The sequence below is a fragment of the Vibrio sp. HENC-03 genome (genome assembly GCF_000305755.2).
Lineage (GTDB): Bacteria > Pseudomonadota > Gammaproteobacteria > Enterobacterales > Vibrionaceae > Vibrio > Vibrio owensii.
In genome coordinates, this window is the sequence record NZ_JH976122.1 from 562,132 (window position 1) to 573,993 (window position 11,862).

At 45.5% G+C, this 11,862-nt stretch carries 14 protein-coding genes and 1 pseudogene; 9 read left to right on the plus strand and 6 right to left on the minus strand.

Going from position 1 to position 11,862, the window contains the following annotated elements:
- The first annotated feature begins 124 nt into the window (after positions 1-124).
- The 6 genes and pseudogenes from VCHENC03_RS12805 to VCHENC03_RS28170 all read left to right on the plus strand — a co-directional run bounded on the left by VCHENC03_RS12805 (position 125) and on the right by VCHENC03_RS28170 (position 4,573).
- Positions 125-2,143 carry a methyl-accepting chemotaxis protein gene (locus VCHENC03_RS12805; protein ID WP_009706074.1) on the plus strand — a complete coding sequence of 673 codons (2,019 nt, stop codon included), beginning with the start codon at positions 125-127 and terminating at the stop codon, positions 2,141-2,143.
- A 222-nt stretch (positions 2,144-2,365) separates the two neighbouring features.
- Entirely contained in the window at positions 2,366-2,782 is a 417-nt protein-coding gene (locus VCHENC03_RS12800) for an NUDIX hydrolase (protein WP_009706075.1), read from the plus strand.
- Positions 2,779-3,255 carry a hypothetical protein gene (locus VCHENC03_RS12795; protein WP_009706076.1) on the plus strand — a complete coding sequence of 159 codons (477 nt, stop codon included), beginning with the start codon at positions 2,779-2,781 and terminating at the stop codon, positions 3,253-3,255. Before VCHENC03_RS12800 ends, VCHENC03_RS12795 begins: the two co-directional genes overlap by 4 nt.
- 149 nt (positions 3,256-3,404) lie before the next feature.
- Positions 3,405-3,731 (plus strand): YceK/YidQ family lipoprotein, encoded by a 327-nt coding sequence (locus VCHENC03_RS0125845; RefSeq protein ID WP_032802723.1) that lies wholly within the window; start codon positions 3,405-3,407, stop codon positions 3,729-3,731.
- Between the two features lie 201 nt (positions 3,732-3,932).
- Entirely contained in the window at positions 3,933-4,313 is a 381-nt protein-coding gene (locus tag VCHENC03_RS0125850; protein WP_032802724.1) for a hypothetical protein, read from the plus strand.
- Between the two features lie 42 nt (positions 4,314-4,355).
- A pseudogene (locus VCHENC03_RS28170) lies at positions 4,356-4,573 on the plus strand (hypothetical protein).
- 6 nt (positions 4,574-4,579) lie between these two features.
- Here the strand turns inward: VCHENC03_RS28170 and VCHENC03_RS0125860 are convergent.
- Both VCHENC03_RS0125860 and VCHENC03_RS12790 read right to left on the minus strand, forming a co-directional pair.
- Complete coding sequence (locus VCHENC03_RS0125860) at positions 4,580-4,804, minus strand: DUF7661 family protein (RefSeq protein WP_083481836.1); 225 nt, start codon at positions 4,802-4,804, stop codon at positions 4,580-4,582.
- Complete coding sequence (locus VCHENC03_RS12790) at positions 4,801-5,619, minus strand: sterol desaturase family protein (RefSeq protein ID WP_009706079.1); 819 nt, start codon at positions 5,617-5,619, stop codon at positions 4,801-4,803. Before VCHENC03_RS12790 ends, VCHENC03_RS0125860 begins: the two co-directional genes overlap by 4 nt.
- A gap of 183 nt (positions 5,620-5,802) precedes the next feature.
- Here VCHENC03_RS12790 and VCHENC03_RS12785 point away from each other — a divergent pair, with 183 nt between their 5' ends.
- The 3 genes from VCHENC03_RS12785 to VCHENC03_RS0125865 all read left to right on the plus strand — a co-directional run bounded on the left by VCHENC03_RS12785 (position 5,803) and on the right by VCHENC03_RS0125865 (position 8,346).
- Positions 5,803-6,552: a tRNA-uridine aminocarboxypropyltransferase gene (locus VCHENC03_RS12785; protein WP_009706080.1), complete on the plus strand. Its 750-nt coding sequence runs from the start codon at positions 5,803-5,805 to the stop codon at positions 6,550-6,552.
- A 173-nt stretch (positions 6,553-6,725) separates the two neighbouring features.
- Complete coding sequence (nagK, locus tag VCHENC03_RS12780; RefSeq protein ID WP_009706081.1) at positions 6,726-7,634, plus strand: N-acetylglucosamine kinase; 909 nt, start codon at positions 6,726-6,728, stop codon at positions 7,632-7,634.
- Positions 7,635-7,848: 214 nt separating this feature from the next.
- Positions 7,849-8,346, plus strand: a complete 498-nt coding sequence (locus tag VCHENC03_RS0125865; RefSeq protein ID WP_032802725.1) for a hypothetical protein — start codon at positions 7,849-7,851, stop codon at positions 8,344-8,346.
- Between the two features lie 73 nt (positions 8,347-8,419).
- Here the strand turns inward: VCHENC03_RS0125865 and VCHENC03_RS12775 are convergent, their stop codons facing one another.
- From VCHENC03_RS12775 to VCHENC03_RS12760, 4 genes are all read right to left on the minus strand, one after another.
- A complete protein-coding gene (locus VCHENC03_RS12775; RefSeq protein ID WP_005441547.1) occupies positions 8,420-8,686 on the minus strand; it encodes a DUF2960 domain-containing protein in 267 nt (88 codons plus the stop codon).
- A 74-nt stretch (positions 8,687-8,760) separates the two neighbouring features.
- Positions 8,761-10,539: a bifunctional molybdopterin-guanine dinucleotide biosynthesis adaptor protein MobB/molybdopterin molybdotransferase MoeA gene (locus VCHENC03_RS12770; protein ID WP_009706084.1), complete on the minus strand. Its 1,779-nt coding sequence runs from the start codon at positions 10,537-10,539 to the stop codon at positions 8,761-8,763.
- Entirely contained in the window at positions 10,536-11,123 is a 588-nt protein-coding gene (gene mobA / locus VCHENC03_RS12765) for a molybdenum cofactor guanylyltransferase MobA (RefSeq protein ID WP_009706085.1), read from the minus strand. The genes VCHENC03_RS12770 and mobA overlap by 4 nt, the downstream gene beginning before the upstream one ends.
- Entirely contained in the window at positions 11,101-11,820 is a 720-nt protein-coding gene (locus VCHENC03_RS12760) for an energy-coupling factor ABC transporter ATP-binding protein (RefSeq protein WP_005441550.1), read from the minus strand. Before VCHENC03_RS12760 ends, mobA begins: the two co-directional genes overlap by 23 nt.
- Positions 11,821-11,862: the final 42 nt, after the last annotated feature.

Consider the following 11,862-nt stretch of genomic DNA (forward strand, 5'->3'; position numbering starts at 1 on the left):
TTAAAACTGAAATATTAGTGTCATAACCAATGCCTACTATGGGCTGAAAATCACGTTTTTGTCTCACTTATGTGACGAATAAACGGAAAGTTGATTCAAAACCAAGAAAGAACATAAATTGATTATGACAGAGCGCAAACGTTTACGCCTTTCTCTTTCACTGATTCAGACTATCAGTGCAACATTTTTAACTATCATCGCACTTGTTATAGCCCTTTCTGTCTCAAGTTTCAAAGGAATGGAACAGATTGGCGAACAATTTGAAGAGTTGTCTCAAAAAGCGTTACCCATGGCAATGGCAAATGCGACACTCACAAGGAACGTTTTAGAGCAGGTCAAACTGCTGAACTATGGAATGCAAATCACCGATCCGAATGAACTTCCTCTTATCACTTCTCACATTGAAGAGCTAGCGCAGCAAAGTGACGGGCTCATAGAGCAAACTTCCGGTGTTGCCGAAAACCTATCAAGTATGCTCAAAGAAAACGTTGCTGAGTTGCATCAAGTCACCAATTCCATTTTATCGAAACAGTCTGCGGTGATTCAGATGCAAAGCGACATTAACTCTGCCGTCGGTGGATTTCGATATGGTTTAAGTTCGATTGGTCCAGAGATGAACCGTATCAGCTCGTTTCTAAGCAGCGACAACCCTGAATCGAGTGATGCGGCAAATCGCTTCATTGCATCCGCAAGCTCGATGGAAAGCACTTTCCTGGTCATGATGATGCAAACCGAGCTAGAGAAAGCAGAGCAAGAATACAGAGAGATGCGAAACCGTATCGCTGGTATTAACCTCGCTTATGATGACTTCAAAGAATGGCATCCTGAAGTGACAGAGTTTGCCAGCCTAACTGCACCTTATGAGATGGTACAGGCTGGCTTCAAAGATGATGGGGGTTTGCGTTTGATTTTGGCGAAACTTGAACAGAGCGAACAGCAAAAGGTCGAGTTTCAACGCGCCTCTCAACTTTCAAACGAAACTATGTATTTGCTCGACCAAGTGTCTGATTCCGCCTCAGCGCTGATTGATGAGCGTGAAACCATTGTCCACAGCACCATTCAAAACGTCAGTTTGATGGTTGTTGTTGCCGCTGGCGTTATCTCGCTCGTGGTGTTAGTGACTTGGTTTGGCCTTCGCACTTGGACCAACCGAGGTTTGAAAAACATCCTTACTCGTCTTTCCGCGTTAACGGAGCATGATTTCCGAGATAAAGCGCAACAGATTGGCCCGTTTGAACTTAAAGAAGTCGCACGCAAACTTAACCAAGTTATCGACTCAACACACGATTCGATTTCAACCGTTACGCGTAACTGCGAAACCTTATATCAAACCGCTGAGATTAGCCACGATGCGGCTGAGCAAACCAATCAAAGCTTAACTGTGCAGAATGAAGCGTTGGCGAGCATGGTGACGACCATTACTCAGTTGGAAGCATCTATTAGAGAGATCGCGACGGTGACGAATGCCTCTTCCGCAGATTCGCATTTAGCGGCGGAACACACAGTGACAGGCGTTGCAGTGGTAGAGCAAAACCGTCAGCGTTTGGAATCACTAGAAAACTCACTCAACATCAATGAACACTCCATGATTGAACTCGACCAACGTGTAAAACAGATTCGTGAGATGGTGGATATGATCAGCGGCATTGCCGATAACACCAACTTACTTGCTTTGAATGCGGCGATTGAAGCGGCGCGTGCTGGGGAACAAGGGCGAGGTTTTGCAGTCGTCGCCGATGAGGTTCGCAAGTTGGCCAGTGATACTTCGCAGCAGACTACCAATATTCGTGAAATGATGAATGAGTTAGTCGCAGCAGCAGAACGATCACGTAAAGCGGTGAATGACTCACGTGAGGAAATGTCTTACGCATTGCAGTCGAGTGATGAAGTCAAATCGGCATTCGCAGACATTAACGAAGCGGTTCAGCATATCCAACAGCGTGTCGAACAGATTTCTGTTGCGACAGAAGAGCAAGAGCGAGCAACGGCGGACGTGTCGCAAGCCATTACACACATCTCAGACCAAGGTGAACACACCAAACTTCAATTAGAATCCATGGTCGAAAGCTCGGAGCAAGTTGCAGACATCGCAGGGCATCAACAAGCGATGCTGCATAAATACGAACTGCATCAAGTGAGTTGATCCAGCATTAGGTGAGACCAAACGAACTTCCAATACGACCAAAGGCAGGGCAATCGCTCTGCCTTTTTGTTTTTTGACGCCAAGAGTGAGTGACCCAAATCGCAAATTGATTAACGATACGGGATAAATATGTCATTAGCATTTGTTAATGCTTTGTTGTCAATTCAGGGTTGTTAGAATATCCCGCAACACAAAAATGCCAACAAAATGAGGAGTGGTTCCTTGGTTGATAAAGTGTGTCCTCTGGTGTTACGAAAACAAAACCGCGAGATTCTTCTTTTCAAACATCCTATTGCGGGCGTTCAGTTGGTGAAAGGTACTGTTGAACCCTTCGATTGCGACTTCTTCAGTGCGGCAAAAAGAGAATTGGCAGAAGAGTCGGGCATCGAATTGGTCAATCACACAACCTACTTAGGGGCTTGGGAGAGTGGGTTTCAAGAGCAGCTTTGGCATTTCGTTTTGTGTGAATGTGAAGAGTTGCCGGAGCATTGGGTCTTCCACACTCAAGATGATGGTGGGCATGATTTCGAATTCTTTTGGCATGGGGTGACAAAAGACATTTCTTCCCATGCTCACCCTGTTTTTCAACGTGCTTTAGAGCAGGTTCGTGAGTTTATCCGCATTGGGGCAATGAAGTGAAAATTGAAATCGGTAATCACACGAATGCAGAGTTGCTTCAAGAACTCAAAGATCAACGCATTCAATTCAATCCGTTTGCCTTACAGCTGTTTGAAGATCAATTGATACAAACCAAACAACATGCTCAGACTTTGTCTTTATCGATAGTAACGCCTTCGGAATTAGGTGCTTCATTTGGAGCAACGTTGGCTGAGCTTCTTACTCATGGAGCTCAGAAAGGGCTAGAGCCTTGTTCGCTCGCCGTTGCACCATACTTGTTACTTCAAGGTATTTTGCTCACAAAAGACGAATACATAACGCTCGCTTCTTCGGCTCTTGAGCAGGAAGAGACCTATCCCAGAGGTTTGTATCTGCGTAAGCGGGATGATGGTGTGTGGCTAAGAGGTTATCGGTGTGATGATGCCTTTATCTTTCCGCCTTCGATGAAGTTTGTGTTCATTGATGCGAAGTCTAAAGAGGGGGAACAAGATTGACGTTCGACTATTACTCGTTCACGACAATTTCACTGGAGATTTGTTGCAGCTTCTAAACCACATCCAAACGTCACATCTCACGAGTATCAGCAGTAAACAAAGAAGTACGTAAATCATTCTCACGAAGGAAATACAAACAAGGAAAGTTCATGAAAAAACGACTCGTCATATTGGCAGCCATTGCGTCGCAAGGTTGTGCAACAATAGAGACCCTAAACCCAACAAACAATCATGTGAGAATCGCTCATGAGGGGAAGCAGAGCTACTGCAAGGAAATTCCAAGAGTTTATAGTGGAGTGAATTACAACATGTGTTTGTTGAATGGTGAGCCTAGCTATTCTGAAAACACGGGGCCCAAACTGGATGGGGTGCCTTTCTTTGTGTTTGATACTGCTTTTTCAGCGTTGGCTGATACTTTATTCCTACCATACACAATAACGATGCAGGCACAGAAAGGGTCAATAGAGGTTAACTAAGCTTTCAAGCGAACCATCAAACCAAACGCTATGCTTTTATCAGGAGCGAAATGATAAGGAAGAACAGCCATTGATGTTCTTTCAACCTCTCACGTACGGTTTAAAGGCACTGTCGCTCTCAAAAATGGCGTCGAAATTACAATTATTTAGCTGATTTCTATATGCTTTGCGCATTCATTCAGATAAGGAAAGGAAACGATAATGGATAAATTCGTACTGTTTCTCCTATGCCTTTGCCTGACAGTGGGTGGTGTCATCCACATTTACGACAATATTGTCGATGGCTTTTTGCCTTACGATTTTGCCCCAGGCTGGTTAAACATGTATTGGAGCGCTCTTGGCCTCCTTGATTTAGTCGCCGTTTATTTGCTGATTAGGCACCGCCGGACTGGGCTGGTTTTACTGTTATTGATTATGTTGAGCAGCGTAGGCTTTAACTCTTATGCGCACTATGGATTGGGCGTATTGGAGAGCAGTGGACAGCTGCAATGGCAAACGTTGTTGTTAGGGTTTTCTATTGGAGTATCAATTTGGCTGTGGAATTCGCAAAAGCATCGCCACTCACGTCAGATATTCCGGTAATTGTTTTATTCGATATTACGTATTTTTAAACAGGGAAGTGTTATGGATAACTTTAAGGAACTGGCGAGCTTCGGTGTTTTTGCCGCGCTATCGGCTTTAGTTTTGGCGTAATCTTTTTTGGCATTGCGTTTGTGTACGCGGCCATCAACAAGCAACAAGATGTGAGCGTGTTCGCCATCTCTTCAATTGTTCTTGGGATTATCGGTTTGTTTGTTGGTGTGACCCAATCAAACAAAAAACGCGATTTGATCAAAGCTTAACGGTTTTTATTCAATCCGAAATACATTGGGATGAGTTGCGGTCGCGTGTTCGTGATACATATCATCTAGGCAGGTCAGTAACTCGTCTTCATCGAGAAAGGGCGGCACTACAAAGTCTCTGATTGGGCGCTTTATCGAAGTTTCCGAATCGATATAAAGCGTCCAAATCCCATCTCTGCATTCAGCAAGCATGATTTTTCCAAACACATTCACTTTCATTGAACTGCTCATGAAGAAGACTTTTCCTTGTAACGAAATGGCTGGGTAATCAGTTTATCCAATCTTTGCTCGTCTTTGTCGCGAATCTCTGGAACACCAATCACAACATCATCATGACCTAACTCCGGTTGAGCGCGGTAGGTGCCAAACAAACGATCCCAGATCGACAAGAAGAAACCAAAGTTGGAATGTGTTTCGCGCACGATGATGGAGTGGTGAACGCGGTGCATGTCTGGTGTCACTACCAATTTACGTAACTTCGCATCCCAAGGCAGTGGTAGCCTTGCATTGCTATGGTTAAACATCGCGCTAGCATTCAAGACGATTTCAAACACTACGATGGCGATAGGAGACACGCCCAAAGCGAAAACAGCAGCGATTTTTACAATCATTGAGAGAATGATTTCTATCGGGTGGAATCGTGTTCCGGTTGTGACGTCGATATCCAGATCAGCGTGATGCATGCGGTGAAGCTTCCACAGCGGTTTAACGCGATGGAAAACTAAATGCTGTAGATAAATGATGAGATCGAGTAACACAACGGCTATCAGCACATGTAACCAAGTCGGCAAGGCAAGAAAGTTGAGCAGACCCCATTGGTTTTCATAAGCAATGATGGCAGCTTGGAAAGCGGCAATAGGCATGACAACGGCAATAACGACACTATTTAGCGCGACCAGTGTGAGGTTGTTAAACCAGCGAAATGAACGGTCGACGGTCAACTGTTTTCTCGGCAGCTTGTTTTCCCAAAGGGTGCAAAGCAACAAAACACCAATAAAGATGCTAAGTCGTAGCCAAGAAGGGTCGTTAAATGCTGTTTCGGTCACGCTAATTTCCTTGATTGATTCGATTATTTTTTAAGACCTTAAGACTCCACCGTATCTTTCACCGAGAAGAAAGGAATGTGAATGTCCGTCCGTTTACGAGCATTTCTTGAGACTAATTGGCGATGCAAGTAGAATCGCGCTCTACTTTATACATGCACTTATTCCAACTGGCACTTTCTATCCATGAGAATCCACGCTTTCCATCGTTTATACCAGCACCGTCAATCTATCTCAACGAAGCCGTTTAACGCTCGTGGCTGTAAAGTGGTTCGCTGTCCTTACTGTCAGGTTTCTGAGCAATATTGTTTGTGCGACATTCAGCCTAACATCGAATCCAATATTGCCTGCATGCTGATCGTATCGGAAAACGAAGTGTTCAAGCCGAGTAATACCGGGCGTCTAATTGCTGATACGATTCAAGAGACCTACGTGTATCAATGGAATCGTACCGAGCCTTCTCAAGAGATGCTCGCACTGCTAGAAAACGATGCTTATCAACCTGTGGTTGTCTTCCCAGCAGATTACGTGGATGAGCCTGAGCGTTTATTGGATGGTTTGAATCCAGAGCGTTTGAAGGCATCCGATGGTTCAGACAAAAAATGGTTACTGATCTTCATTGATGGCAGTTGGCGTGAAGCGCGTAAGATCTTCCGCCGTTCCGAGTTCTTGAAGTCTTTGCCTGTGCTTTCTATTGAGCCGGAATCATTGTCTGAATACATCATGCGTCGCTCGGACAATGAGCAGCATCTGTCTACTGCAGAAGTCGCGACGTTAGTGTTCAAACAAGCAGGTGAAGAGCAAGCTTCGGAGTGTCTGCAATTATGGTTTGAAGCCTTCCGTGAAACCTACATGCTGACGAAAACTCGCGTAAAAACCGACTGGTCTCGACCGCATCTGAAACGTTTCAAAGAGTGGGCTAAAATCGAGAGCTAACTCTAAGGAATGAACTTTTGTTGATGGCTTGTTGTTCAACTGGCTTCAATGAGGGGATAAATCTGCATTCGGTCACGGTTTGCAGGCGTACAGATATGGATAATGCTCGGAGTTTATCTTTTTTGACTCCAGCATTTTTTGGGAGTCGTTTGAGCTTTTTAGGAGAGAATTGCATGTATTACGGCTTTGATGTCGGTGGCACTAAAATTGAGTTTGGTGCGTTTAACGAAAAACTTGAGCGTGTAGCAACTGAACGTGTACCAACACCAACAGACAACTACGATTTGCTGGTAGAAACCATTGCAGGTCTGGTTAACAAATACGATGCGGAATTTGGTTGTGAAGGTACGATTGGCCTTGGTCTTCCTGGGATGGAAGACGCTGATGATGCAACTGTACTAACGGTTAACGTACCTGCAGCAAAAGGCAAACCACTTCGCGCTGATCTTGAAGCTAAAATCGGTCGCAGCGTAAAAATTGAAAACGATGCAAACTGTTTCGCGCTTTCTGAAGCATGGGATGAAGACCTTCAAGACGAACCATCTGTACTAGGTTTGATCCTTGGTACGGGTTTTGGCGGCGGCTTTATCTACGAAGGTAAAGTATTCTCTGGTCGTAACCACGTAGCGGGTGAGGTAGGCCACACACGTCTTCCTATCGATGCATGGTTCCACCTAGGCGACAACGCACCTCTACTAGGTTGTGGTTGTGAAAAGAAAGGTTGTCTAGATAGCTACCTATCTGGTCGTGGTTTCGAGCTTCTTTACGCGCATTACTACGGCGAAGAGAAGAAAGCGATCGATATCATTAAGTCACACGCAGAAGGCGAAGCAAAAGCGGTTGAGCACGTTGAGCGCTTTATGGAGCTTCTAGCAATCTGCTTTGCGAACCTGTTTACTGCGACTGACCCACACGTTGTTGTACTAGGTGGCGGTCTATCTAACTTCGAACTGATTTACGAAGAGATGCCAAAACGTATTCCTAAGTACCTACTTTCTGTCGCGAAATGTCCGAAGATCATCAAAGCAAAACACGGTGATTCAGGCGGCGTGCGTGGTGCTGCGTTCCTAAACATCAAATAATCGTCTGAGTTTTCAGTAAGCGAAAACACATAAGACCAACATTGAAAGCCTCGTTTCCCTTTAAGGTAAACGAGGCTTTTTTATTTTGTCGCTCCATACTGCTGCTTTGTATAACTGAGCTGCCATCTTTACCCAGCTTTACGCTTCGTTTACGTCCCTTGAACTCTCGATTGATAAGCTGTTTGTATTGCTTCCACGAACAATAGGAATGAAGATGTTCAACTCATCAAAATTACGCTTTGGCGTTCTTAGCATCGCCCTAGTTGGTATGGTTTCACCGACGTTTGCCAAGTCTCCAGCACCTAAGCCACCAAAGCATGGGAAGAAGGTGGTGGTGGTAAAGCCTGTCTACCGTCCCGTTTATAAAGCGCCAGTTCATCGCGTATACCATTACAATAAAATTCCGAGAACCGCGACTTATCTAGTGATTGCGGGGATAACTTATGCCGTCGTTGATAATGTCTATTACAAGCGAAGTGGCGATCAGTATATTTACGTTGAGCAACCTCCGGTATCTGTACAGAGCGAAGTGAATACAGCGAGTACCACTGTCATAACAAATAAGGGGATGGCAGGTAAGATAGTCGATGTGTTGCCGAATGAAGCAACTACGGTGACTGTTAATGGGGCGACTTTCTACGTTCAAGGCAGTGAATGGTATGCACCAATTGCAGGAACCAATCAGTTTGTGATCGTAGAGCCTCAGCTATAGCGTATTGTCCTTGGATGGCATACATAAAAAAACTCGCGACGAATCGCGAGTTTTTTGGTCTGTGCAGCTTGGCTTATTTTTTCTTTTTGCCTACGCCCAAGTTTTCTTTTTGAGCTAGGGTGATTTTGCTAAAGCCAAGTTTTCTGAAATGATTATCGCGGTAGTTGCGTACTGCCTTGGTGTCAGATACTGCTTCGATTTGCTGCTCCATCTTTAGGTACTCAGTGATATCGATACCTTCCGCCTCTGCAACTGCTTCTTGAATGTTGCGGTGTTGCTGGTATGAGAACGTCAGTTCTTTGTCTTGGTCTTTGTAAGTGTAAAGAATGGTGCGAGCCATAGCTGTCTCTCTGAAAAATTTTTCTGTTATCAATAAAAAGGCCAGACGTGCTGACCTTTGAATTCTGAATCGGCCTAGATTCTGCCTTGAAGTGGGATAATTGTCACGCTTTCTCCCACTTTTACTGTATCAACAGCAGGGGAGATTTCGATCAAACAGTTTGCCTCACTCATTGAGCGCAGAATACCAGAGCCTTGTTTACCCGTTGTGCGAACGGTTAGGCGACCTGTTTCGTCTAGCTCGTAAATACCACGGCTAAACTCGGTACGACCTTGGCGAGAGCGCAGATTTTCTGTGGCAATGGCACTGACTTTAAGTGGCTTCCAACCTTGTTCACCTTGCATCTTACGCAGAGCAGGCTCAACAAAGTTGATGAATGAAACCATCACCGCCACAGGGTTACCCGGCAAACCAAAGAAAGGCTTATCGTTGATTTGACCAAACGCAAGCGGACGACCAGGGCGCATGTTGATACGCCAGAAATCAATTTGCCCCAGTTTGTCTAATGCCAGCTTAATGTAATCGGCATCGCCAACGGAAACGCCGCCAGAAGTCATGACTACGTCGGCTTTCGCAGAAGCATTTTGGAGCGCTTCAATCATCAATTGCTCGTTATCTTCTAGAATACCGAAATCCAAAATCTCGCAACCTAGCTTCTCTAACATGCCCATGATAGTGAAACGGTTTGAATCGTAGATTGAATTCGCTTTCTGTTCTGTACCTGGCGCTTGAACTTCGTCACCGGTAGAGAACACAGCAACTTTCAACTTGCGGAACACATTCGCTTCGCCAAAACCAAGAGAAGCAATCATGCCCATCTCAGGAGAGGCTAGGCGAGTGCCTGCGGTAAACACATCGCTACCAATTGCTAAGTCTTCACCCGCTTGGCGAACGTTTTGACCAGTTTTGATACTCGCACCATTGAACGTGACTGTATCGCCGTCTTGGGAAGCTTGTTCACGCATAACAACGGTATCACCATTGATAGGTGTTGGGGCACCTGTCATGATCTTAACCGCTTGACCAACTTCCAAAGGCCGATCGTAAGCGTGCCCCGCCATCACTTCAGCAACCACTTGGTAGCTTTCACGCTCGACGTCATCACCGCGAATCGCGTAACCGTCCATCGCTGAGTTGGTGTATTGCGGAACATTCACTGGTGACACGACATGATCTGCAAGCACACGACCATACGCATCTTCAATCTTGCATGCTTCGGTTTCAGCAACCGTGTTCACCAAAGAAAGGATCTTTTCTTGTCCTTGAACCACAGAAAGGAAAGCTGGAGAAAGGGTATCGCAGCAAGCGGCTTCTTTCTCTTTACTCTTTGGTGCTTTCGCTTCTTGAACATACTGAATAACGAACTGGGCAATCGCTTCAAGATCGTTGATGTTCATTTGTGGCAATTCAGAATCCAATTCGCCGCTGTCTGAAGCAATCGCGATGATGTTTTCATCGTTTGGATAAAGCCAAGGCTTGCCGACTTCTTCACGGTGCAATTCGATCTTAGGAAAGGCAATGTTTTTGCAGCCTTCCACTAAAACCACGTCTAGTTTGTCTTCATCGAAACGTGTCAGTAGGTAATCAAACTCCGATTCTGACTCTGGTGTTTCTGTCATCAGTGCGAAGCGGTTGCGAGAAGAGATCAGCATTTGCGATGCGCCTGCTTTACGTAGGCGATGGCTGTCTTTGCCCGGTTGGTCGACATCGAAGTTATGGTGTGCGTGCTTTAGCATACCGATGCGTAAACCTGCTTCGGTCAACTTTGGTAGTAATGCTTCAAGTAGCGTAGTTTTGCCGGTACCAGAGTAGGCAGCAAAACCAAGAATAGGGATGTTTAGCGTGTGTTTCATGATTCGAGTTGTCCAAATTGCGCCAGTTCTTCAGGCGTATTTAAGTTGACGAAACAGTTTGGTGAGTCGCTAAAGTCAACGTAACTGGTGTTGCACTCTTTGTAGAGTAGGATGATCTTACGATCGCCACGTTCTAAAAACGCGGTCAGCTTTGGCAGTACGCGCTTGTGATAAAGCGTGAAGACAGGCTGCTGGTGGTCGCCATCATGAGCAACCAAAATATCGGTGTCTTCTTCTACTGCATTGCAAAAACGTTCAACAAGATCAGTGTTGATTTGTGGGCTGTCGCAAGGGACGAAGCCAACCCAATCGGTTTCTGCATGAACCAAGCCCGCGTGGATACCGCCCATCGGACCTGGGAAATCTTTAAATTGATCGCTGAAGACGAAACCAAACGCACGGTAGGCGTCTTGGTTTCGGTTCGCATTGATTAGAATGCGTGGTGTTTGCGGAGATAAACGTTCGATAACGTGTTCGATGAGTGGCTTCTGATTCAGTTCGATCAGACCTTTGTCTTTTCCACCCATACGGCTGGCTTGACCACCAGCCAAAATGACCCAACTAGTTTGTGTTGGCTGAAGCATATGCGTTCTCTTGGGATGTTTCTTTTGGTATGACATACAAGAGTGGAGACTCTACCAAAGTCTTGTCTTTAATCCACCACTGTTTTTTACATAAATCCGTCAACGCGTTCGCTTGGTGGCTCGTCACAACAATACTAGAACCGCGATCAAGCAGATCTTTTGCCATGATAACCAGACGTTCAATCGACTCTTGGTCGAGAGAGGCACTTGGCTCGTCCATCAACAAAATCGATGGTTTTAAGATCCAAGCTCGTGCCATAGCTACGCGTTGCTTTTCACCGCCGGACAATACAGAGATGTGTTCGTCGGCTAAGGTTTCTAACCCTACCATGCGCAGCGCACTAATAACTTGAGCTCGCTTATCTTTTGCCGTGTCTTGTTGATATTTAACTCCATAAACGACGTTTTCATACACAGTGCCGTCAAAAAGGTAAGGAGACTGATGGAGATAAATCACGTCAACACGACCATTGCGACGCGTCCACTTCTTCAACCAAGTATCTTTCGGTGCCACCACTTTACCCGTTGAAGGCTTGAGCAAACCTGCAAGGATCTTGAGTAGGGTGGTTTTACCAACGCCATTGTCACCTTTTAGGTAAATCGCGTCGTTTGGACCAATGGCCAACTCAGGGATGTGGAAAAGCACACGCTCTTTAAAGCGCATGGACAATTGCTCGGCGGTAATTTTTATAGTCATAATTCACCCTTACATTGGGTCGATGGCGAGTCGATTGCTTGC